Raw genomic sequence first — 22,390 nt, forward strand, 5'->3', positions numbered from 1 at the left:
GTGAGTCCTCTTTAATACGGCTGCCGGGATACTAGCCGCGTTACAGACTCAGGTTAAACACTTGAGCCAGATGTTGCTCGTAACGAACCACATCGGCCTCGATGGCCGGGCGCTTCATCACGTCCACGCTGAGGAAGGTCGGCAAGCCACGCATGCCCAGGAATTGATTGGCCTTGTGGAACGGGAAATACACCGCGTCCACGCCCTTGGCTTCGAAGAAATCGCTCGGATCGTCGAATGCTGCCTGCGGGGCGTTCCAGGTCAGCGACAGCATGTAATGCTTGCCCTGGATCAGGCCACCGCTGCCGTATTTCTGTGACGCATCGGAACGGGTGCGGCCATCGCTCGCATACAGGCTGCCGTGGCCTTCGGTAAACACTTCATCGATGTACTTCTTGACGATCCACGGCGCGCCCATCCACCAGCCAGGCATTTGGTAGATGATCACGTCGGCCCAAAGAAACTTCGCCACCTCTTCAGCCACGTCATAACCCTGATCGATGTGGGTCACTTTTACATCGATGCCGCCACGATCCAACAGCGCCAGCGCAGCATCGTGCAGGGTGTTGTTGTAGCGACCCTCCGAGTGGGCGAATTGCTTGCCACCGTTGAGCAACAGTACTTTTTTCATGGGGAACGAACCTGAAGTTAAGAATGTATAGCCTCAGGTTATCGATTACATCGGCGCTGAATAAGCCTGGTCTCGGTAAAATACATTTGACTGAAACGCACGAATCAAATGGCAATTGTTGCTTTATCAGCTTTACCCGCTTATCAGCAAATGCCCGCCCAACGCCGCCATCCCGATAAAGAACACGCGCTTGAAGAGTGTCGCGCTGATGCGCTGACGTACGCTTTGCCCCAACCACATGCCGAGTAGAGCCGGCATCAGCGCCAGGAATGAGGCATTGATTTCGCCACTGCCCAGGTTGCCGCGCCAGAACAGGCCAGCCGCCAGGGCCAGGGTAGAAACGCTAAACGACAAGCCCAGGGCTTGTACCAGTTGATCGCGATTCAAACCCAAGGCTTGCAGATAGGGCACGGCTGGAATCACGAACACACCGGTGGCCGAGGTGATGATCCCCGTCACCAGGCCGCACATCGGTCCCAGCCAGCGCTCGACCGCAGGTTTTACCTGCAACCGGGGCAAAAACAGCCCGCTCAAGGCATATGCCAGCAACGCGGCGCCCAATGCGCGCACCACCTCGTCTCCAGCCTCCATACCCAGCCATGCAGAACCGAGGCCCGTGCCGAAAAGAATCAACAGGAGCATGGGCCACAGGCGCCTGATCAACACCCTCAAATGGCCCCCGGACGCCAGTTGCCACAGATTGGTGACCATCGACGGAATAATCAGCAAGGCGGCAGCCTGCGGCGGTAGCATAGCCAACCCCAGCAGGCCCATGGCGACAGTGGGCAAGCCAAGACCGATGACACCTTTGACGGCGCCAGCCAGCACAAAGGTACCAATGACCAGTAAAGTCGGGGTCGGACCGAGGTTCTGGTAAAACCCTAGGAAGGTATTCATGGGGGGATTCTGCAGGTTTGGTGCAGGGTTGGAAATTCGCCATATACTGAGGCAGCCTCTTGTTTTACGTGAGGCTAATGGTCTTATCGCGAGCAAGCCCCGGCACCCGAGAATTCAAGCCATGCACGTTGACCTGATCGACCTTCGTCTCTATCTGCACATTCTCGACACCGGCAACATCACCGCCGGGGCCGCACGCAGCCATCTGTCCCTGGCCGCCGCCAGTGCGCGGATTCGCGCGATGGAAGCTTCATTGGGCATTGAGTTTCTCCAGCGTGGCCGCCGTGGCGTGACCCCGACCGCTGCCGGCAAGGCCCTGGCCCGTCATGCGCGCCTGCTGTTGCAACAAGCCGAGCGCATGCAACAAGACCTGACGGAATACGCCAAGGGCGTCAAAGGCCAGGTACGCTTGCTGTGTAACACCACGGCCATCAGCGAATACCTGCCGGAACGCCTGGCTGATTTTCTCTGCCAACACCCCAACCTCGATATAGACCTGCAAGAGTTGCCGAGCCTGCGCATTACCCACGCCTTGCGCCAAGGCGTGGCAGACCTGGGGATCATTTCCGATGCGGTAGATACCTACGGTTTGCAGACTCGGCACTTTCACGATGATCCGCTGGTGCTGATCGTACCGCTTGGGCATCCGTTGAGCGCGACGCCGGCGAGCTTCATCGAGAGCCTGCAATACGACCATGTGGGCTTGGCTGCTGACAGTGCGCTGGCGGTGTACCTGGAGGAGCAGGCGCTACACGCCGGTTTTCGCTTGCAGACGCGGATTCGCGCCGACGCTTTTGATGGATTGATTCGCATGGTCGCCCGTGGAGCAGGCCTGGGCATTGTGCCGCAAGCCGCACTGCAGCGCTGGTCTCATCTACAAGGCTTCAAGGCCCAGCCCCTGAACGAGGAATGGGCCTGTCGCAGCTTGCTGTTATGCGCCCGTTCGTTCGAGCAGTTGCCGGGTTACGCCAAGGCGTTGCTCGAGGCTTTGTCCGCACCCTTGCGGAAGAACGCGTAATACACCGCCGAAAGAATCACCAGGAACGGTACGCCGAACACCAGGGTCATCTTGAGCGCCTCGGTGAAATAGGTGGTGATCATCACCGCGCCCATCAGCACCAGCCCCAGCAGTGTGCTGCAGGGAAACCAGCGCAGCTCGAACGACAGCTTCGGCCCGCCGTGGCGCTTGCGGTAGCGGCGGAAGAAAAAGTGCGTCAGGAAGATCATGAACCAGGTGAAAATCGCGCCAAACATCGAGATCGCCATCATCAGCGTGAACGAGCTTTCCGGGTACACCACGTTGAGCAGTGTGGCCAGGGCGATGCCTGAACTGGACAACAACAAGGCGTTCAGCGGGATCCCGCTCTTGCTTAACGCCCCCATGGATTTGGGCGCAAAACCGGCGCGGGACAGGCTGAACATCATGCGGGTGGTGATGTACAGTTGACTGTTCATCGCCGACAGCGCGGCGATCAGGATCACGAAGTTCATCACCCCGGTCGCGCCGGGAATGCCAATGGTCTGCATCACCGTGACGAACGGGCTCTGGGTTTGACCGGCCTGGGTCCACGGCACGATGGCCAGCATCAGCGCCAACGTCAGCAGGTAAAACACCACCAGGCGCACGATGGTCGCGCGGAAGGCTTTTTTCACCGCCTGCTCGGGGTCGGCTGCCTCCCCGGCGGCCACCGCGATCATTTCCACGCTCAAGTAGCTGAAGATCGACACGATCACCGCAATCCACATACCGCTCAGGCCATTCGGGAAAAAGCCACCATGGGCCGTGTAATTCTGTACCCCGTACTCTGGATTGCCCGAGCCGAACACCACATACACCGCCAGGATGATGAAGCCGACGATGGCGCTGATCTTGATCGTAGAGAACCAGTACTCAAAGGTGCCGAAGGTCTTGACGCTGATGGCGTTAAGCACGATCAGCACACTGGAGAACGACACGATCCACACCCATTCCGGAACGTTGGCGAACCAGTACTTCATATACATCGCCACCGCCGTGACCTCGGCGCCCACCGCCAGCACAATCGCGGCCCAGTAGGCATACCGCACCAGAAAACCGGCCAAGGGGCTCACATAGAACTCGGCGTAGGCACCAAAAGAACCGGACGTGGAATGCGCCACCGTCATCTCCGCCAAACAGCCCATCAGCAGCAAGGTAATCAGCGCACCGATGGCATAGCTGACCAGCACGCTGGGGCCGGCATAACCGATGGCGTAGGCGCTGCCCATGAACAGGCCGGTGCCGATGGCGCCACCGATGGCGATCATGCTCATCTGCCCGGAGGTGAGCTGGCGCCGCAGGCCCAGTTCGCGATTGGTGATTTTTGCAAAGCCGTTATCTGGCGTGGTCACGTGACGTGCCCCTTTATTATTGTGATTGCACACGAAGCTCATATTTTCTGTAGAAGCGAGCTTGCTCGCGAAGATCGTGAACGATGACGCTGGCACTCTGGATGAACCCATCGTTCTCGGGGTTTTCGCGAGCAAGCTCGCGCCTACAGGGGACGTGTTGTTTTTACGTAACGCTGTGGCGCACTTTGAATTGCGGCTGGTCCCAGGTTTTGCCATCGAGGATTTCGCCAAGGATTTCTACCGCATCCCACACCTCGGTGAAGCGGGTGTATAGCGGGGTAAAGCCAAAGCGCATGATCTTCGGCTCGCGATAATCGCCAATCACGCCACGTGCAATCAGCGCCTGGACGATGGCGTAGCCTTGCGGATGTTCAAAGCTCACATGACTGCCACGCTTGGCATGGTCGAGCGGGGTAATCAGCGTCAGGTCATGGGCGGCGCAACGGCTGTGCACCAGCTCGATAAACAGGTCGGTCAGCGCCAGGGACTTGGTGCGCAGGCTGGCCATATCGGTCTGGGCAAAAATATCCAGGCCACATTCAACCATCGCCAGCGAGGTAATCGGCTGGGTCCCGCAGAGGTAGCGGGTGATGCCCTGCCCCGGCGCATAGTGAGGTTCCATCGCGAACTGCCGGCTATGCCCGAACCAGCCCGACAACGGCTGGCGCGCACACTCCACCAACGCCGGGTTGACCCAGGCAAACGCCTGGGAACCCGGCCCGCCGTTGAGGTATTTGTAGGTGCAGCCGATAGCGTAATCGGCCCCCGCCTGATGCAGATCGATCGGCACCGCGCCGGCCGAATGCGCCAGGTCCCAGATGGTCAACGCGCCACATTCATGGCTCATGGCCGTCAGCGCCTGCATGTCATGCATGTAGCCGGTCTTGTGGTTGACGTGGGTGATCATCACCACCGCCGTGTCCTCATCGATGGCTTGCGGCAGCTCCTCGGGACTGTTGACCAGACGCAGGGAATAACCCTGCTGCAGCAACTCGGCCAGGCCTTCGGCGATGTACAGGTCGGTCGGAAAGTTGCTGGCCTCGCTGACGATGATCTTACGCTGCGGCTGGCGTTGACGCTGCACGGTCACGGCGGCACTCAGTACCTTGAACAGGTTGATGGAAGTGGTATCGGTAATCACCACTTCAGCGTCGCGCGCACCGATCAGCGGCGCCAAGCGATTGCCCAGGCGCTGTGCCAGGTCGGCCCAGCCGGCACTGTTCCAACTGCGGATCAAACCATTGCCCCACTCTTCGACGATCACCGCCTGCGCACGCGCCAACGCCGCCACCGGACGCGCACCGAGGGAGTTGCCATCGAGGTAGATCACCCCGTCGGGCAGGGCGAACTGCTCGCGCAAGGGGGCCAGGGGATCCTGTTCATCGAGGGCCAGGCAATGGGTTCGGGTGGTCATGATCAATCCTGTTTTTGTAGTGACAATGAACCAAATAATGAACGAACTTTTGGAGAATTTTCGTGCAAAGTGCGCGGCAACAGGCTAATTAAGCTGTAGGAAATTCGAATTTAACCTGAAAATACGTGGATTTATTCTAATCATGATGCTCGACGCCACCGACCTGCGTCTTCTGCACTTCCTGCAACAGGATGGGCGTATCAGCAACCAGGAATTGGCGGAGAAAGTCGCCCTGTCGCCGTCCGCCTGCCTGCGTCGTTTGCGCCTGCTGGAGAGCGAGGGAGTCATCAGTGGCTATCGCGCCGTGCTCAATGCCGAACAGTTGGGCATTGAACTGGAAGCCATCGTCCACCTGTCGTTGCGCCAGGACGTGGAAGATTGGCACGAGACGTTTATCAAGAAGGTCCAGGGTTGGCCGGAAGTGGCCAGCGCCTACGTGATCACCGGCGCCAGCAACTATGTATTGCGGGTCCAGGCGCGCAACCTCAAGCACTTTTCGGACTTTATCGTGAACCACCTGAACCGTACGGCGGGGGTGATGGATATACGCTCGGAGATTGTGTTGCAGAAGATCAAGGATCGGGATGACGTGTTGGACCTGGTGGTGCGCAAGTGAGGTGGGGGGTCAGGGAAGACCGCCCCTCACCCTAACCCTCTCCCGGAGGTCATAGGTATCTACACAACTTTCAGAAACTGACGAACGTCCCTGTGGCGAGCGGGCTTGTCCCGCGTAGGGCTGCGAAGCTGCCCCAAAAAACAGCTGCTACGGAGTCTCTGATACACCGCATTCGGCTTACTGGGACTGCTTCGCAGCCCGACGCGGGACAAGCCCGCTCGCCACAACAGCCCTATCTGCCTGGATTTAAGCGTTGAGGCAAAGTTGTGTAGATACCTATGCCCAGAGGGGTGAGGGGACCGCACGTCAATCCTCCAACGCCCGCACCCGCGGCATGCGCTTCTGCTCCGCCGCCACCACCGCCGACTGCAGTTCGAAGTCAAAATCGATCTGCGCAAACTGGCCTTCCACGCCAAACTCACGCGCCAGTATCTGATCCTCGCTGAAGCGAATCTCTGCAATCAGTTCATCCCGCGTCGCATAAGCAAAATCATCATGCAGGTACGGATCGCCCGACAGGTTGATCTGCGTGGTCAGGTGCCGGTGGCCCGGCGCCGAGATGAAGAAGTGGATGTGCGCCGGCCGCTGGCCATGGCGCCCCAATTGATCAAGTAACTGCTGCGTCGGGCCAGTCGGCGGGCAACCGTAGCCGGACGGCACGATGCTGCGAAAACGGTAATTGCCCTGGGCATCGGTTTCGATCCGGCGTCGCAGGTTGAATTCCGATTGGCTGCCATCGAACCAGGAATAGGTGCCACCGGTGTTGGCTTGCCACACATCGACAATCGCTCCAGCCACGGGATTGCCCTGGATGTCCCGCACCTGACCGCGCATGAACAGCGGCACGCCCGGATCGAGTCCGTCATCCAGCCGCGCCTCGTACTTGGACAGCGGCGCTCCCGCCACATACAGCGGCCCTTCGATGGTGCGCGGGGTGCTGCCGGATTTGCCGGCCTGCTCGTCCGCCGCATCCATCAACAGGTCCAGGTAATGCTCCAGGCCCAGGCCGGCGACGAGCAGCCCGGCTTCCTGGTTCTTGCCCAATTCATTAAGGTAATTGACCGCCTTCCAGAACTCTTCCGGGGTCACTTCCAGGTCTTCAATGATGTTCACCGTATCCCGCAGGATTCGGTAGATCAGCGCCTTCACCCGTGGGTTGCCGGCATCGTTGAAGTTACCGCTGACTTCTTCGAGAAATTGTTGGGCGTGGGCAGTCTGGGACAGTCGGATGGACATGGTGCACTCCTCATCTTGTAATTATCAGGTGGCTAAACAGACTCAGCGATCATCCTCGCGGATCGAAGAGGGATGCCGGCACAGGGCGTTCCTCTTGTCATTGGTCGCGACGGAAGAACGCCAGGCGCTCTTCATCGATAGCCAGGCCCAGGCCGGACGCGGATGATCACCAGCGTCTGGTTCTGCATCGTATGCATCGCCAGCTTGTGCGGGCGGATGGTAGGGAGATCGACGATGATGGTTTCGATCGACTCGGTGGCACAAATCGGCATGACAATACCCGTTGGGGTTTTTATTGACTGGTTCCGATTCTGTTCCAGCGCTTTCATGGGTTCCAATATAGAATGGGGCTCAAACAATACCTCCAGGGTATGAAAGGAGTCCATATGGAGCTGCGCCATCTGCGTTACTTTCAAGTGCTGGGAGAAACCCTGAACTTCACCCGCGCCGCCGAACGCCTGCACATCGCCCAGCCGCCATTGAGCAGGCAGATCCAGCAACTGGAAGACGAGTTGGGCGTGGTATTGCTGGAGCGTGGGCGGCCGTTGCGATTGACCGAAGCCGGGCGTTTTTTCTATGAGCATGCCAATGTGCTGCTGGAACAGTTGGCCAAGGTGTGCGACAGCACTCGGCGCATCGGCCTGGGACAGAAAACCTGGCTTGGGATCGGCTTTGCGCCCTCGACGTTGTACGGCGTGTTGCCGGAGTTGATTCGTCGCCTGCGCAGTGATGACGGGCTGGAACTGGAGCTGGGACTGGCGGAAATGACCACCCTGCAACAGGTCGAAGCGCTCAAGGCCGGGCGGATTGACGTGGGCTTCGGGCGGATACGCATTGACGACCCGGCCATCGTCCAGCGGGTATTGGTGGAGGATCGCCTGGTGGCCGTGTTGCCGGCCGGCCATCCGCTGCTGGGTGCGCCGGTGACCCTGGCGCAACTGGCTGAAGAGCCGTTGGTGCTGTACCCCGGCAATCCGCGCCCGAGCTACGCCGACCATGTGATCGCGTTGTTCGACGCCCACGGTTTGAGTATCAAAGTGGCGCAATGGACTAACGAGTTGCAGACCGCTATCGGCCTGGTCGGTGCAGGCATGGGGGGTGACGCTGGTACCCGCCTCGGTGCAGATCCTGCATCGGGCGGACATCGACTACACACCGGTTGTCGAAGCCACCGCGACCTCGCCGATCATTCTCAGTCGACGGGTCAATGACCAGTCGCCAGGGCTCAGTCATTGCCTGCAGTTGGTTGAAGAGTTGATCTGAAATTTTTCTCAACATCGCGCAAATCTAATGTGTTCATGTACCGCGCATGCGCCGAGAACCGGCCCAAATGGGTGAAGCCCCAGCCCAGGGCAATTTCGGAGATGGTGCGCGTGGAGCCGTGCGCCAGCTCGGCAATGAAGTCGCGCGCCATGCGCCACCACGCTGCCGAAGCGCCATCCACCGCGCCCATCACCGAGTCAAAGCGCAGCGGTGCATCAATCGGCCGCTGCAACTGGTCGAATCGATCAAAAACTGGCTGCAAGATCAGGCACTTGATGGTGTTCAGCTGTATTACGAAAAGTTTACCGAGAGTAATATCTGAACCCTCAGCAGTGAGGGGCGGATCTGGCGTGCAGGATCACCCCTGAAAAAACAAGTAGAAGGGAATGTTAATGGCGGATGACATGGTTAACCCGGTAGGCCTCAAGCGTGGCCTGAAAAACCGGCATATTCAGCTGATTGCCCTGGGAGGGGCGATTGGCACGGGCTTGTTCCTCGGTTCGGCCGGGGTGCTCAAGTCGGCGGGGCCGTCGATGATCCTGGGCTATGCGATCGCCGGTTTCATCGCATTCCTGATCATGCGCCAGCTGGGAGAGATGATTGTCGAGGAGCCGGTGGCCGGTTCCTTCAGTCACTTCGCCCACAAATACTGGGGCGGTTATGCGGGCTTCCTCGCGGGCTGGAACTACTGGGTCCTGTATGTACTGGTGGGCATGGCGGAACTGACCGCGGTGGGTAAATACATCCAGTTCTGGTGGCCGGAAGTGCCGACCTGGGCCAGCGCCGTGGTGTTTTTCATCGCGGTCAACCTGATCAACACCCTGAATGTGAAGTTCTTCGGCGAGACTGAGTTCTGGTTCGCGATCATCAAGGTGGTGGCGATTCTCGGCATGATCGTGCTCGGCTGCTACCTGCTGTTCAGCGGCACCGGTGCCCCGCAGGCGTCGGTCAGCAACCTGTGGGATCACGGCGGCTTCTTCCCGAATGGCGGCATGGGGCTGCTGATGGCCATGGCGTTCATCATGTTCTCGTTCGGTGGCCTGGAGTTGGTGGGCATTACCGCCGCCGAAGCCAGCGAGCCGCGCAAGGTGATCCCCAAGGCAATCAATCAGGTGGTGTACCGGATCCTGATTTTCTACGTCGGTGCGCTGACCGTGCTGCTGTCGCTGTACCCATGGGATCAACTGCTGCAGACCCTGGGCGCTTCCGGCGACGCCTACAGCGGCAGCCCGTTCGTGCAGATCTTCTCGCTGATCGGCAACGACGCCGCCGCGCACATCCTCAACTTCGTGGTGTTGACCGCGGCATTATCGGTGTACAACAGCGGCGTGTACTGCAACAGCCGCATGCTGTTCGGCCTGGCCGAGCAAGGCGACGCCCCGAAGGCGCTGATGAAGCTCAACAAGCAAGGGGTGCCGTTGCGCGCGCTGGGCATTTCCGCGGCAGTGACCTTGCTGTGTGTGGTGATCAACTATGTCGCACCGCATGACGCACTGGAACTGTTGTTTGCCCTGGTGGTTGCCTCGCTGATGATCAATTGGGCGCTGATCAGCCTGACCCACATCAAGTTCCGCAAGGCCATGGGCGAGCAAGGCGTGGTGCCGTCGTTCAAGACGTTCTGGTTCCCGTTCAGCAATTACCTGTGCCTGGCGTTCATGGTGATGATCATCGGCGTGATGCTGGCGATTCCGGGCATTCGCTCCTCGGTATATGCGATGCCGGTGTGGGTGGGGATTATCTTTGTGGCGTACTGGTTGCGCAGGAAGAAGGCCAAGGCGCTCGCCGTAGCGCAGTAAACCCCGTGGCAAGGGGATTCCTGTGGCAAGAGGCTTCCTATGGAGAGGGGGCTTGTTTTGTGGCGAGGGGGCTTGTCCCCCGTTGGGCTGCGCAGCAGCCCCAAAAAGGCCTTCCCGTTCGTCCAGTCAAACCGGGGGGCAGGTTTGAGGGCTGCTGCGCAGCCCAACGGGGAACAAGCCCCCTCGCCACTGGACAAGCCAACTCGCCACAAGGTTTTTTAGAGTGAGGAACGCACTCGCCAGAGTTCCGGGAACAGCACGGTATCGAGCATTTTGCGCAGGTAACCGACGCCTTCGGTGCCGCCGGTGCCGGGCTGGAAGCCGATGATCCGCTCCACGGTGGTGACATGGCGAAAACGCCACTGGCGGAAGGAGTCTTCCAGGTCGATGAATTTTTCGGCCAGTTGGTACAGGTCCCAATAACGGCTCGGATCGCAATAGACTTCGCGCCACGCCGCTTCTACGGAATCATCGTGAACCGTGGGGGCCGTCGGGTCACGCTCGGCTCGCTGCGGATCGATGGCAAGGCCGGCCTTGGCCATCAGGTTGACCGCCTCGTCATACAACGACGGCGTGGCGATCGCCACTTGCAATTCCTTCAACAGTTCCGGGCGATGAGCGTGGGGGCGTAATAGCGCCGAGCTTTTATTGCCGAGGATAAACTCGATTTCCCGGTACTGGAACGACTGGAACCCGGATGACTGCCCCAAAAACGGGCGAATCGACTTGTACTCCGACGGCGTCATGGTCGCCAGCACCGCCCAGGCATGCACCAACTGATCAAAGATCCGCGAGACCCGCGCCAGCATCTTGAATGCCGGCGGCAACTCACCCTGGCGTACGTGTTCGCGGGCGGCCTTGAGTTCATGAAGCATCAGCTTCATCCACAGCTCGGAGGTCTGGTGCTGAATGATGAACAGCATTTCGTTGTGATCTGGCGACAGCGGATGCTGGGCACTCAGCACGCGACCCAGATCGAGGTAGTCGCCGTAGCTCATGGACTCGGAGAAATTCAGCTCGGCGTTGTGCCATTCTTCCGGTGGCTGGTAATCAGGCGAGAAAGGACATTGGCTCATCGCGTGGGCTCCTTGAGCGGGCGCAGGATCGCGCGTACCGGGCTGGCATCGAGGTTGGCAAAACGCAGCGGCAAAGCAATCAACTCGTAATCGCCTTCAGGCACATCATCGAGGACGATGCCTTCGAGAATCGCCATGCCGTGACGAGCCACAGCGTTGTGGGCATCCATGGTTTTGGACTGTTGCGGGTCCAGGGACGGGGTGTCGATACCGATCAAACGCACGCCAAGGCCGGCCAGCAGCTCAACGGTGGTTTGGGCGACCGCGGTGAAATTCGAGTCCCAGGTGGCCAAGGGCACCTGCTGATAAGTACGCAACAGCACCCGCTCCGGCAGATTATCCAGGCGCCCTTGCAAATGCTGCGGCTGTACCAGCGCCCCGCTGTCGAGGCAATACAGCACCCGGCATGGGCCAAAGTACACCTCCAGCGAAACCTCACCGATCGGCGCGCCGTCAGCGCTGTAATGCAAAGGCGCATCGACATGGGCACCGGTGTGGGGCGACAAGGTAATGCGGCCGACATTCACAGGACATTCGGGACCGAATTGCCAGACCCGCTCTTCCTGGAAGGGCGTATCTCCCGGCCAGGTCGGGGTCGCGGCACTCAAGGGCGGGCTGATATCCCACCACGCTTTTATTGGACTCATACACGGCTCTCGGTTGTTTCTGCAGTGAATGATACGAGGGCCCGCTGTAAATAATCTTGCGTATTCCAGCGCAAAGCGCGATTTCTTTCGAACTTACTGCGAACAAACCGCGATTTTCTGGGGGGAAATTTCATCCAGGCACGCTCGCCATTCAGCTGCGCTTCTGGACATCTCGATGTCGAGTTCAGACCACTGGCAAACAGGCCGGCGTTATAGGGTTTGAATTCCCTTTTCCTGCCTCGGAGTCATCATGTCCCAGCCCATCACCGTTTTGCGTGATACCCATCCCCTGCCCGTCCTGGATGCCTGCAAATGGGAAAAACTCGAAGGCGACCCGCACACCGTCAATCTCAATGCCTACACCAGCGAAGACGGCAGCAAAATCATGGGCACCTGGATCTGCACCCCCGGTAAATGGCGGGTGGAATACGTGAAGTGGGAGTACTGCCACTTTCAGGAAGGCTACTGCGTGATCACCCCGGATGGCCTGGAACCGATTCACTTGAGGGCTGGGGATATCTTCGTCGTGGAACCGGGGATGAAGGGTACTTGGGAGGTGGTCGAGACCGTGCGCAAGTATTTTGTTTTTGCCTGAGTCACACCCTTCATGAAAAGGGGCCTGTTCAGGCCCCTTTTTTGCGTGTGCGAGTTCTATATTCGGGCACGTATTCACCCTCATTCAACATGAATGACTCCCAAACCGCGACAGCAAAAATATACTTGCTCAAAATACTCCAGCCTTAACAAATTAACCACCAAGTGTCCATCACTACTTAGCATTAGATAGCAGGCACTTTGACACCCGCCGCTTTTTCGTATAATTTCCAAAAAAACTCAATTAACATCAAAACCTAATCAAATTATAACAGCATTATAACGAAACACTTGCAGAAAGTGTCCAGTGTCACAAGATGAAAACTTTCTTTTAATCTGCGTAGGAAAAATCCCAATATTTGAATTAGACTTTCAACCCATCAAATTACAACTCCATGGGTTTGCATCAAACAGTCATCACTTCCTCACGTTCTTCCTGCACGTGGCAGTTGAAACCGCGCTCTTGCAAAAGGATCAAGAAAATGCCTGAAAAAACGACACGCCTGACCATCCTCATCGACTCTCCAACCAAGCACCGGCTGGTGTCTCTGTCCGAAGAGATTGACCTTACTATTTCCCAGGTCATTCGCAAGCTGATCAGGGACCATCTTCAGCAATATGAAAGTCAAATCAAACCCGAGGTGATCGAACGCACAGGCGAGGATTCTTCCAGGTATTGATGATATAAAAAATTTGCACTAATACTTTCAGCATCAACACAAGATGCAAACCCGCCTTCCATTTTTATTGGCGGGCAAATCAATTAAAAAATTTAACTCTTCCACTATTACTTTCACTAAGGGATTGACCATGCCCGTGAAACAGCAAGTGCTCGCCTGTTATACTCTGCTGAGTAACGACACCGATGAGCGAGTTGTCTCATTGCATACAGCGCACGCCTGCATCTTATTTTTCTCAATCAGTCACAGCACAAAACGTGCACATGTATTTCATGTCGCTGCCAGTAACTTCGAAAGCGCTTGGCAAACAGCAGTCAATGAACTCCAACAGTGGATAAAGCAACGGGGCAATAGCCCCGAACGAACATGGATTCGTGTCGAACGCGTGATCAACGTAACCCCAATGAGTTGGGCAAAACTCAATGAACGCCTCAAGCAGCACAAGCGTAATTACTTCAGGCGCGGCATCGCGCTCGACAGTAGTTTTCAAATAGCGCTTACCGAGCAGGAGCTGAATGCCAACGCGATCCTCTATGGCGGCAGCGACATTGCCCATGCAACCTTCAATGCCGGAAATTTTTCTGTCTACGCCAAACGTCGTTTTTCAGGGGCGACGGCACGCCAACTACTCGACACATTGAAGCCCGACACCACGGTTTATCTATTCGACACTGCGGGTGTGTTTTGCGCTGAGGACGCGATGGCTCACACGCTCAATAGCCAAGGCGCGGAAGTTGGCTGGCGTACTCTGGACACCTTGAAACCTGACAATGTCAAAGCGGTAGTCGGCACTGCAGCCACCTATCTGGCGATGCAGGTGCAAGACAGTGGTCAATTTGTCTACGGTTACTTTCCCTGCTTCGACCGCCCCATCAAGAATTACAACACCCTGCGTCACGCCAGCAGCACCTACTCGATGATCGAGGCATGGGCGCTGAGTGGTGATGAAGCACTGATGGCTGCTATTCGACGATCGCTGGACTACCTGACCCAGACACTGATCAGACCCAGCCTGTTACCTGATGGCAGTGTCGCAGCCTTCCTCGTGGACACTGGCAACGAGATTAAACTGGGTGGTAACGCGGTATGCCTGCTGGCCTTGGTCAAATACAGCGAAGTGAGCGGTACCCGCCACTATCTGCCGCTGCTGGAAGCCCTCGCCAACGGCATGGCATCGATGCAGGACCCGGACTCTGGCGCCTTCGTGCACGTATTGCATGCCCAGGACTTAAGCGTCAAAGAGGCGTTTCGCATTATTTACTACGACGGTGAAGCCGCGTTCGGGCTGATGCGCCTTTATGGGCTGACCCGCAACGAGCGCTGGCTTAATATCGTGGAAAAAGCCTTCGATTATTTCATCGGCAAAGAGCACTGGCGCGAGCATGATCACTGGCTCAGCTACTGTGTGAATGAGTTGACACGTTATCGCCCGCATGAAAAGTATTTTCGTTTCGGCCTGAATAACGTCTCCGGGTACCTGGGCTTCGTCGAGCAACGCATTACCACCTTCCCGACCTTGCTCGAGTTGATGATGGCCGCCCAACAAATGCTCGAACGAATCGCGCAGCAACCTGCTGTCCAGCACCTGCTCGAGGAGATTGACCTGCACGCGTTCTATCGGGCCTTGCACCATCGTGCCCGTTACCTGCTCAACGGTTATTTCTGGCCGGAAATGGCGATGTTCTTTGCAAACCCGGCACGTATCGCAGGCGCCTTCTTCATTCGGCATCACGCGTTCAGGGTGCGTATCGACGATGTCGAGCATTACCTTTCCGGACTGATTGCCTATCACCGGTATCTGCTCGATGGCGCCCCCCAAGTCAACCTGGCTCCGTCAGCTGAAGCCAAGCCCGACTGGATCTGGGATGCGCCGACCCTGGCCCGCGCAACGCAAGGTACATGGGCCCGGCAGCCGCCACCGGGCTGGCGAGCAGCGGGTCTGGCCCCCTCCATGCAGTTCTTCAAACCGCAACGCATACTCAGCCGCCACCCCACCAAGGTGGGTCCGACCGAAGCGCAATCGGCACTGCGCTGGGCGCAAGCCAGCCCTGAACGGCGCCCCTCGGCGTTTCTGTGCGTGGACCCGACACCCTACCTGGACAGCGGCTTGCCGGTGCTGCAAGTCGCCGACACCAGTGAAGCGACGTTGCAACTGGGCAGGTATGCCCGACAGCATTTCAAGGGGCTGGTGTTCGGCGTGACTGGCAGCTCTGGCAAAACCACGGTGGTATCAATGCTGACCCATGCCTTGAAACACTGGGGCGAGGTCGGACAAACCGAAGCCAATGCCAACCTGCCTCCCGGCATTGCCTGGAACTTGGCGTGCATGCCTGCGGCGGCAAAGTTCTGGGTCCTGGAAATGGCCGTCGGACGAATGCCTATCAACTCGGAGCTGGTTCGCCCGCAGTTCGCCATCGTCACCGGCCTGGCCCCCGCGCACCTGGAGTATCACGGCACACTGGAAAACCTGGCGCGCAAGAAAAGCGCGATCTTCCGCTCCATGGCGCCCGGTGGTCACGCCATCCTCAACCGTGACATGCCTTATTACGAGCTGTTCGCCCAAGCGGCAAAAACTGCACACCTTAAAGTCGTCAGTTATGGCGAACACGCCGACGCGGATCTGCGGCTGCTGGATTGGCACAATGAGGCGAGCCAGGTTTACGTCAAGGCCCAACGAGGCTCACAGACACTCGACTTCACCTTGCGCGCACGGGGTCGGCATATGGTGCTCAACGCACTGGCGGTACTGGCTACCCTGTTTGCCGCCGATCTGCCCGCCGGCGAGGCGCTCAAGGTCCTGACCGGCTTCGAACCCGTTGAGGGGCGAGGCAATGTGATGCAGATCCAATGTGCGGGAGGGCATTTCCAGCTCATTAACGATGCTTACAATGCTAACCCCGGGTCCATGGCCGCAGCGTTGCAATCCATGGCGGACCTTCCCGTTACCTCACGCCACCGGGTGTTGATCCTGGGAGACATGCTGGAACTCGGACCCGATGCCCAGCGCTACCACTTGGAACTGCTGACCCCGCTGCGCCTGGCAGCGCCCCGGCGAGTGTTGCTGTGCGGCCCGTTGATGCACGGGCTTTACCAGGCGTTGCGCGACGATCTGTCGGTGCAGTGGTTCGAGAATGCCAAGGCGCTGAAGCAAGCCTTGATGCAGAACCCGGCGCAATGGTTTCATCCGGGGGATTGGGTGTTGGTGAAAAGCTCGGGAGGGACCGGGTTGTCACAGGTGTGCGAATGGTTGAGGGCGACCGAACAGGGCGTCCCGGCCAAGTAGGCGCTCAGGCGCACACCTCAGGCTGCGCAGCCGGCGGCCGTTTTCAGTCCGATATCATTGCGCAGTTGATGAAAGACCGGCGCCACGGCCTTAGCCTTGATCAACTGCGCTGGATGCCCAGCCTTAATCAGCGCCTGGAAAAAGCTTTCCTGCAGCACGAAGGGCGCAACCCTGTCCTCTACGTTACCAATCACGAACAATTGCCGCTTGGGTGCCGGGACAATCCCATCGATATGCTGGGTAGGATCGTAAGGGTTGAGCAATCCATTGGTATCGCGCCCGGGCCTTGACGGCAGGCCTCTGCTCTGGCGGATCATTTGTGCACGCTGCACCAGGGCAAATGCACCGGAAGTCATCACCGCGCACTTCACATCGTCCCGCCCCAGGGTCAACAGCGCCGCCACCGCGGTAGCACCACCGCTGTGGCCCAACAAAACCCACTGACCAATACCATAACGCTTGCGCAACCCATCCAGTGCGCCATTCAGGGCGATAAATTCGCGGACCTGGCGCCGCTGCCGATGATTGCCACTGGAGCCATACGTACCGGGCCGCGCGACGATCACCAGCGGTACACCAGCACGCTTGCTCAACGCCTTGGCCTGACGCACCTTGGCAGCCAGTGTGTTACCGCGAATGGCTTCAGGCGCCTGGTGCATCTCGCTATTACGATCGCCATGGAACATGACGATTACCACCGGCGCATCGTCGAGGGAGGCTCCCGCAAAATAGCGGATGCACTCCTCACCCCGCGCCCACTCGACCCACAGCGCAGAGTCCGGGTCGGTACAGCGCGTCCGCTCAGCAGGGGCGTTCCAGGGCAGCGGTGTCGAGCCAGGATTGAGCGCCAATACGCTCGAAGCGGTGACAAGCGCTGCCCCGAACGCCAGCAACCGGAGAATTTTACCCATCGGCATGTGCTCCTCTAGCGCTCGCGCAACGCCTCACGCGCGCGGTTCATGGGCTTGATCAGATAATCGAGGATGGTTTTCTGGCCGGTCTTGATGTCTACGGACGCAATCATCCCCGGAACAATGGAAAATGACTTGCCGGCCTTGTTTTTCAAGGTATCGGCGTCGGTACGGATAAACACGCGGTAGTAGAAGACTTCGGGCTTGACCTCATCCTGGATAGTGTCGGGAGAAATCGTCACCACCTTGCCATCCATGCCGCCATAGATCGCGTAGTCGTAGGCGGTGATCTTGACCTTGGCCACCTGATCCGGATGAATGAAGGCAATGTCCCTCGGTGAAATACGCGCCTCGATCAGCAGTTGCTCGTCCAGAGGCACGATCTGCATCAAGCGCCCATTCGGCGGAATGATCCCGCCGATGGTGGTGACTTCGATGTCTTTGACAATCCCGCGTACCGGCGAGCGCAGCGTCAGGCGCGTCACCGAGTCCGAGCGCCCGCGCATGATCGATGACAGCGTCTCGACGTCGGCATTGGCCTTGGCCAGCTCCTCGCCAGCCCGCACCATGTAATCGGAGCGAGTCTGGGTCAGCTTCATCTGCAGCTCTGCCTTCTGGCGTTTGAGACGCAGTACTTCAACACTGCTGGCGGCACCGACCTTGGCCAGGTTCTCGGTGATCTGCAACTCGCTGCGCACCAGGGCCAGGGACGAACGCAATCCCGCCTGGGTCTCCTCCAGACCTTTGCGCCGGGTGTTGAACAAGTCGGTTTCGGCCTGGATCAACTCGGGATGGTCTTGCAACTCGGCGGGAAACTCCAACGATTTGCTGTTCACCTCCGCTTGCAAGCGCGCAACACTGGCCAGCGACGCCCGGTACTTGGAAGCACTTTCATCGAAGTTGGATTCGGTCTTGGTCGGGTCGAGCTTTGCCAACGTCTGGCCGCTCTTGACGATGTCGCCCTCCGTCACGTTCAGCTCGGTCACAATTCCGCCTTCGAGGGATTGAATAATCTGTTCACGGGAGGTCGGGATGACCTTGCCGCTGCCCGTCGAGACTTCATCGATCTCAAAGAAGTACGCCCAGGCGCCAAAAGCGATCAGCAGGACAAATACCCAGAAGACCACCCGTGTCGAACGCACCACCGTATTGTCGTCAATCCCGTCGTTGTAGTGGCCGACACTCTCGTCTTCGGTGGCCAACAGGGGAATTCTTTTACGCTGATGGGCTTTCACTGATTCTTCCCCTTCGGCTTGGAAAGCCGGGCGATCGCATTTTCCTTGCTGTCATCAACGATGACCTGGCCGTTGTCGACGACGATGATTCGATTCACCAGACTCAATACGCTCATGCGATGGGTCGCGATGATCAACGTACGGTGAGCTGCCCATTTGTCCAGGTTCTGGATCAACTGGCGTTCGGTCGCTTCATCCAGGGACGCCGTAGGCTCATCCAGCAGGACGATATGCGGCTGGCGAATGATCAAGCGCGACAACAACAATGACTGGCGCTGCCCGCCTGACAAGCCGAGGCCGCCTTCCAGAATCATGTGGTCCATGCCATCGGGGAATTTGCCAATAAAGTCTGCCGCGCCAGTCAACGCCAGAGCGTGGAGAATCTCCTGGTCGCTCGCATGAGGCGCGCCCATGATCAGGTTGTCGCGCAGGGTGCCGTGAAACAAACGTGAGTTTTGCGTCATCAGCCCGACATCCCGGCGCACGTCCGCGGGATCGATATGGCCCAGGGCAACCCCATCCAGGCTGACGCTGCCGCCCTTCAGGTCGAGCATGCCGGACAGTGCTTGCAGCAAGGTCGACTTGCCCGCGCCATTACGACCAAGAATGGCAATACGCTCGCCTGGTTGGATCTGCAGATTCGCCACCAGCAAGGCCGGGATCGGCGCATCGTCGCTATATTTAAATGCCGCCTGGTTGAGGACGTAATGGCCACGCACCACCGGCAAGTGCACGCGCTTGCTGCCTTCAGCGTGGTCCACCGGCAGCTCCATTAGCCCGTTCAGGCTTTTCAATGCCACTTTGGCCTGTTGCCAACGGGTCAATACTTGAGTGATCTGCGACATCGGCGCCATCATTCTCGACGCAAGGATCGAGGCGGCCACCAGGCTACCGGTGGTCATATCGCTGGCCATAACCATGGGTGCGCCGAACACCACCACGACCGCAAACACCGAACCCTGCACGTTGTTGGTCCAGGCCAGCAACTTGTTGGTCAGCATACGCAGTCGCAAGCTGGCATCCCCACATGTGGCGTTGTAGTGGTTCCACTGGTGCTGGAAGCGCTGCTCGGCTTGCAGTGCCTTGATATCATCCAGCCCCTGGATGGTTTCCACCAACATGGCGCTACGCAACGAGCTTTCTCGCATCGACTGGCTGGCGAGCCGCGCCAGTTTTTTCTGCGATAACAGACCCGGCACCACCAGGAACAGCACCGCCACCAAGGGCACAGCGACGAGCGGACCGGCGATCAGCCAATAGATCACCAGAAACAGCAGGAAAAACGGCAGGTCCGCCAGGGCCGTCGCGGTGCTTGAGGTAATCAATTCACGCAACTGCTCCAGTTCCTTGAGCTGGGAAATGAACGCCCCGGTGGACTTGGGACGGGCACTGTTGCGCAGGCGAATGGCATGTCCGAATACCAGGTCAGACACGCGAATGTCCGCTCGTTTGCCGAGCATATCGGTGATCCGGACTCGGGTAATGCGCATGATGAAGTCAAACACCAGCGCCAGCATGACGCCGCCAAACAGCACGTATAAAGTCGGCATCGACTCGGCCGGGATGACCCGGTCATACACCTGCATGGAAAACAACACCCCCGCCAGCCCGAGCACGCTGGTCACCAGCGATGCCAGCATGACGTAGCCGTAAGGCCGCATGTCTCGCAGCACGATGTCTTTGAACCAATCCTTCGCATACGGCTGGATGTAGTCATCCACCCGGTTGTCGCGCACCGCACTCATGGGCCGCAGAATCACCGTATTGCGTGCTGAATCGAGCAACTCCTGCTGGCTGAGGCTGCTTTGCAGCCCCCCATCGCCGCTGTAGGCAATGCCGACGTGTTCGCCATCCCCCAAGGTTTCCAGGACGCCAACCTGGCCGTCCGCGAATTGCAGAATCACTGGCAATTGTCGCTGCATCAACGTCGAGGGACTGAAGTCGGCGATCGCGCAATTCAATCCGGCCTGGCGGGCCATCTGCCGCACCACGTCTTCCACCGAGGCGCCTTCGGTCCACTGTGCGGCAAGCCGGACACTTTGCGCCGAGCATTCCAGACGATAATGCCGGGCCACGGCCAACACCGCCTCCAGCCACACTTCGTAATCAAACCCGGGCGTCGGGTTGAACGCCGGCTCCACCGGGCTCATGTCACCCTCAAGCATCACGGCATCATTCATGGCCGAATCTCCACACCTTGCAAGGTGCTGTTATCCAGATGGAACGCCGTGCGCAATCCACCGGTGTTGTAGAGGCAATCGATTTTCAGGCGTCGCAGATCAGCCGCGGTGTTTTCCCGATCCATGCGTGCCTGGTGGATTTCCTGCTCGGCATTGAGCAAGTCCAGCAGGGGCCGGGTGCCCAGTTCGAGGTACTGCTGACGGTAAAGGTCGCGAGTCTCGGAGATGCTGCGCTCACGAAAGTCCAGCGTGGACAGCCGCTGAGTCAGGCTCGAAATCTGATCCCTGGCTTCCAGCAGACTCTGGCGCACCTCAAGACGCGCGGCGTCGTTGGCGGCCTCGGCTGAGCGCAGGGCTTGTTCGGCCGCGGATTTGCGCGCGGTGATGGCGCCCCCTTGGTACAGCGGCATCTTCACATTGAGAAATACACCGTAGCGGGTCCGGTCCCGGCCGCCGGGGATGTTGCTGTCGTCGTTGTCGTCCAGGTAATGAGTCACCGATGGATCCAGCGACACCGTCGGCAACGCTTCGGCCCGGGCCTGGGCGATCAGCGCCAAAGCGTCGACCCGTTGCGCCTGGGCAATCAACAGCGCCGGCGTGACCGCCTCATCGGGCACCACGCCTTGACAGGATTGCTCCAGGTTCGCGGGAAACCCTGGCGAAACGCTCACCGGTGACTGTGCTCCCAGCAAACTGCTCAAGGTGCTGCGCCAGCGATTGAATTGCGCCTGGAGTTGCAGCTGCGTCGCCACCGACGCCTCGACTCGCGAACGGGCCTGGATCAGATCGGAACGGGTACTGGCGCCCATGTCGCTGCGTTTTTTCGCCAACTCGGCAATCGCCGAAATGCCGTCGATCTGTTCACCCGCCAGCGCCACCAACAGTTGCGAACGTTGCAACTCGATCATGGCGAACGAGGTATCGCGGGTCACTTGGTCGATCGATAACAAGACCGCCGCCTGGCTGCCATTGACCCGGGCCAGGGCGCTGTCCACGGAGCTGGATACCTTGCCGAAGTCGTAAAGCATCTGCGATGCCGACACCGAAAAGGTCCGGCTTTGGCCGTTGCCACTCAGGCCACTGTCCCAGCCGGAATTGAAGCCGCCGCTCACTTGCGGGTAGTAACCGGAACGGGCGATGTTCACGTTCTCGTTCTGTTGGTACAACTGGCCGATGGCCTCGGAAATGGCCGAGTGCCACTCCACGGCTAATTGAATCGCCCGTGTCAGGTCGATGTTTTTCGGTATCACGCGTTGCGGTGCCACGGGTGCGCTGACGCCCATGGAGCCGCCGGGTAAATTCGTGCCCAAGTCACTCGGGCTGAGGATATTGACGCTTGCTTCATCGTCGATAAACGACTTGGCCGTGACCTGCTCAGATGCCGACGCGGTCATTACCGCTAACAGCGAAGCCGCTGACAGCTGTTTGGCCAAACTTGTATGCCTCACTTCAAGTCCCCTGATTGTCGTTAAACCTGATGGGTACAGCCATAGGCCGTGACTGAAACCAGTCACGGTCTATCGCTGCAATAACGTTGGTGAGGAAAACCGGGCCTTTCGGC

17 protein-coding genes and 3 pseudogenes are annotated in these 22,390 nt (G+C 58.7%); 7 read left to right on the forward strand and 13 right to left on the reverse strand.

All coding sequences use genetic code 11. The annotated features are described in order from the left end of the window. Positions 1-40: 40 nt before the first annotated feature. Positions 41-631, reverse strand: coding sequence for an NADPH:quinone oxidoreductase MdaB (gene mdaB / locus BLU75_RS19230; RefSeq protein ID WP_084379018.1), 591 nt, complete (start codon positions 629-631; stop codon positions 41-43). A gap of 132 nt (positions 632-763) precedes the next feature. After that, positions 764-1,528: a sulfite exporter TauE/SafE family protein gene (locus tag BLU75_RS19235; RefSeq protein ID WP_084379017.1), complete on the reverse strand. Its 765-nt coding sequence runs from the start codon at positions 1,526-1,528 to the stop codon at positions 764-766. A gap of 121 nt (positions 1,529-1,649) precedes the next feature. On the opposite strand from BLU75_RS19235, the gene BLU75_RS19240 reads away from it, so the two are divergent. Next, positions 1,650-2,546, forward strand: coding sequence for a LysR substrate-binding domain-containing protein (locus tag BLU75_RS19240; RefSeq protein WP_084379016.1), 897 nt, complete (start codon positions 1,650-1,652; stop codon positions 2,544-2,546). Here the strand turns inward: BLU75_RS19240 and BLU75_RS19245 are convergent. Both BLU75_RS19245 and kynU read right to left on the reverse strand, forming a co-directional pair. Further along, on the reverse strand, positions 2,492-3,940 hold the full coding sequence (locus BLU75_RS19245; protein WP_373863647.1) for an amino acid permease: 1,449 nt from the start codon (positions 3,938-3,940) through the stop codon (positions 2,492-2,494). The two genes, BLU75_RS19240 and BLU75_RS19245, sit on opposite strands and share 55 nt — an antisense overlap. Positions 3,941-4,061: 121 nt before the next feature. Then, positions 4,062-5,312: a kynureninase gene (gene kynU / locus BLU75_RS19250; protein WP_090221531.1), complete on the reverse strand. Its 1,251-nt coding sequence runs from the start codon at positions 5,310-5,312 to the stop codon at positions 4,062-4,064. 142 nt (positions 5,313-5,454) lie between these two features. Between kynU and BLU75_RS19255 the strand changes: the two genes are divergently transcribed. Further along, positions 5,455-5,928 carry an Lrp/AsnC family transcriptional regulator gene (locus BLU75_RS19255; RefSeq protein WP_084379014.1) on the forward strand — a complete coding sequence of 158 codons (474 nt, stop codon included), beginning with the start codon at positions 5,455-5,457 and terminating at the stop codon, positions 5,926-5,928. Between the two features lie 306 nt (positions 5,929-6,234). On the opposite strand, the gene catA is transcribed toward BLU75_RS19255, so the two are convergent. Both catA and BLU75_RS27340 read right to left on the reverse strand, forming a co-directional pair. Beyond that, positions 6,235-7,164, reverse strand: coding sequence for a catechol 1,2-dioxygenase (gene catA / locus BLU75_RS19260; RefSeq protein ID WP_084379013.1), 930 nt, complete (start codon positions 7,162-7,164; stop codon positions 6,235-6,237). A 140-nt stretch (positions 7,165-7,304) separates the two neighbouring features. Next, a pseudogene (locus BLU75_RS27340) lies at positions 7,305-7,493 on the reverse strand (muconate cycloisomerase); the annotation flags it as partial. A 57-nt stretch (positions 7,494-7,550) separates the two neighbouring features. On the opposite strand from BLU75_RS27340, the pseudogene BLU75_RS19270 reads away from it, so the two are divergent. Next, positions 7,551-8,427 (forward strand): annotated as a pseudogene (locus tag BLU75_RS19270) (LysR family transcriptional regulator). A 112-nt stretch (positions 8,428-8,539) separates the two neighbouring features. Here the strand turns inward: BLU75_RS19270 and BLU75_RS19275 are convergent. Next, positions 8,540-8,659, reverse strand: a pseudogene (locus BLU75_RS19275) (AraC family transcriptional regulator); the annotation flags it as partial. 160 nt (positions 8,660-8,819) lie between these two features. On the opposite strand from BLU75_RS19275, the gene BLU75_RS19280 reads away from it, so the two are divergent. Continuing rightward, the gene (locus BLU75_RS19280; protein ID WP_084379011.1) at positions 8,820-10,223 is read left to right on the forward strand and encodes an amino acid permease; all 1,404 of its coding nucleotides are present in this window, start codon (positions 8,820-8,822) and stop codon (positions 10,221-10,223) included. Between the two features lie 218 nt (positions 10,224-10,441). Here the strand turns inward: BLU75_RS19280 and kynA are convergent, their stop codons facing one another. Both kynA and kynB read right to left on the reverse strand, forming a co-directional pair. Then, the gene (gene kynA / locus BLU75_RS19290) at positions 10,442-11,299 is read right to left on the reverse strand and encodes a tryptophan 2,3-dioxygenase (RefSeq protein ID WP_090221532.1); all 858 of its coding nucleotides are present in this window, start codon (positions 11,297-11,299) and stop codon (positions 10,442-10,444) included. Beyond that, positions 11,296-11,946 (reverse strand): arylformamidase, encoded by a 651-nt coding sequence (kynB, locus tag BLU75_RS19295; RefSeq protein ID WP_084379008.1) that lies wholly within the window; start codon positions 11,944-11,946, stop codon positions 11,296-11,298. Before kynB ends, kynA begins: the two co-directional genes overlap by 4 nt. 250 nt (positions 11,947-12,196) lie before the next feature. On the opposite strand from kynB, the gene BLU75_RS19300 reads away from it, so the two are divergent. The 3 genes from BLU75_RS19300 (at position 12,197) to BLU75_RS19310 (ending at position 16,503) form a co-directional block, all read left to right on the forward strand. Continuing rightward, on the forward strand, positions 12,197-12,541 hold the full coding sequence (locus tag BLU75_RS19300) for a cupin domain-containing protein (protein WP_029299917.1): 345 nt from the start codon (positions 12,197-12,199) through the stop codon (positions 12,539-12,541). Positions 12,542-13,022: 481 nt separating this feature from the next. Continuing rightward, a complete protein-coding gene (locus tag BLU75_RS19305) occupies positions 13,023-13,220 on the forward strand; it encodes a hypothetical protein (protein WP_084379007.1) in 198 nt (65 codons plus the stop codon). A 130-nt stretch (positions 13,221-13,350) separates the two neighbouring features. Next, entirely contained in the window at positions 13,351-16,503 is a 3,153-nt protein-coding gene (locus tag BLU75_RS19310) for a UDP-N-acetylmuramoyl-tripeptide--D-alanyl-D-alanine ligase (protein WP_084379006.1), read from the forward strand. A gap of 17 nt (positions 16,504-16,520) precedes the next feature. Here the strand turns inward: BLU75_RS19310 and BLU75_RS19315 are convergent, their stop codons facing one another. From BLU75_RS19315 to BLU75_RS19330, 4 genes are read right to left on the reverse strand one after another with little or no spacing between them, the layout of a single operon-like run. Beyond that, a complete protein-coding gene (locus BLU75_RS19315) occupies positions 16,521-17,414 on the reverse strand; it encodes an alpha/beta hydrolase family protein (protein WP_231982579.1) in 894 nt (297 codons plus the stop codon). Between the two features lie 14 nt (positions 17,415-17,428). After that, complete coding sequence (locus BLU75_RS19320) at positions 17,429-18,616, reverse strand: HlyD family efflux transporter periplasmic adaptor subunit (RefSeq protein WP_231982684.1); 1,188 nt, start codon at positions 18,614-18,616, stop codon at positions 17,429-17,431. Between the two features lie 29 nt (positions 18,617-18,645). Continuing rightward, on the reverse strand, positions 18,646-20,829 hold the full coding sequence (locus BLU75_RS19325) for a type I secretion system permease/ATPase (RefSeq protein ID WP_090221533.1): 2,184 nt from the start codon (positions 20,827-20,829) through the stop codon (positions 18,646-18,648). Further along, positions 20,826-22,223 carry a TolC family outer membrane protein gene (locus BLU75_RS19330; RefSeq protein ID WP_084379117.1) on the reverse strand — a complete coding sequence of 466 codons (1,398 nt, stop codon included), beginning with the start codon at positions 22,221-22,223 and terminating at the stop codon, positions 20,826-20,828. The genes BLU75_RS19325 and BLU75_RS19330 overlap by 4 nt, the downstream gene beginning before the upstream one ends. Positions 22,224-22,390 lie beyond the last annotated feature (167 nt).

It is taken from the genome of Pseudomonas mucidolens (assembly GCF_900106045.1).
Lineage (GTDB): Bacteria > Pseudomonadota > Gammaproteobacteria > Pseudomonadales > Pseudomonadaceae > Aquipseudomonas > Aquipseudomonas mucidolens.

Coding starts and splice junctions, on each gene's coding strand:
- mdaB (WP_084379018.1), bottom strand. CDS start 631: ATGAAAAAAGTACTGTTGCTCAACGGTGGCAAGCAATTCGCCCACTCG.
- BLU75_RS19235 (WP_084379017.1), bottom strand. CDS start 1,528: ATGAATACCTTCCTAGGGTTTTACCAGAACCTCGGTCCGACCCCGACT.
- BLU75_RS19240 (WP_084379016.1), top strand. CDS start 1,650: ATGCACGTTGACCTGATCGACCTTCGTCTCTATCTGCACATTCTCGAC.
- BLU75_RS19245 (WP_373863647.1), bottom strand. CDS start 3,940: ATGAGCTTCGTGTGCAATCACAATAATAAAGGGGCACGTCACGTGACC.
- kynU (WP_090221531.1), bottom strand. CDS start 5,312: ATGACCACCCGAACCCATTGCCTGGCCCTCGATGAACAGGATCCCCTG.
- BLU75_RS19255 (WP_084379014.1), top strand. CDS start 5,455: ATGATGCTCGACGCCACCGACCTGCGTCTTCTGCACTTCCTGCAACAG.
- catA (WP_084379013.1), bottom strand. CDS start 7,164: ATGTCCATCCGACTGTCCCAGACTGCCCACGCCCAACAATTTCTCGAA.
- BLU75_RS19280 (WP_084379011.1), top strand. CDS start 8,820: ATGGCGGATGACATGGTTAACCCGGTAGGCCTCAAGCGTGGCCTGAAA.
- kynA (WP_090221532.1), bottom strand. CDS start 11,299: ATGAGCCAATGTCCTTTCTCGCCTGATTACCAGCCACCGGAAGAATGG.
- kynB (WP_084379008.1), bottom strand. CDS start 11,946: ATGAGTCCAATAAAAGCGTGGTGGGATATCAGCCCGCCCTTGAGTGCC.
- BLU75_RS19300 (WP_029299917.1), top strand. CDS start 12,197: ATGTCCCAGCCCATCACCGTTTTGCGTGATACCCATCCCCTGCCCGTC.
- BLU75_RS19305 (WP_084379007.1), top strand. CDS start 13,023: ATGCCTGAAAAAACGACACGCCTGACCATCCTCATCGACTCTCCAACC.
- BLU75_RS19310 (WP_084379006.1), top strand. CDS start 13,351: ATGCCCGTGAAACAGCAAGTGCTCGCCTGTTATACTCTGCTGAGTAAC.
- BLU75_RS19315 (WP_231982579.1), bottom strand. CDS start 17,414: ATGGGTAAAATTCTCCGGTTGCTGGCGTTCGGGGCAGCGCTTGTCACC.
- BLU75_RS19325 (WP_090221533.1), bottom strand. CDS start 20,829: ATGAATGATGCCGTGATGCTTGAGGGTGACATGAGCCCGGTGGAGCCG.
- BLU75_RS19330 (WP_084379117.1), bottom strand. CDS start 22,223: ATGACCGCGTCGGCATCTGAGCAGGTCACGGCCAAGTCGTTTATCGAC.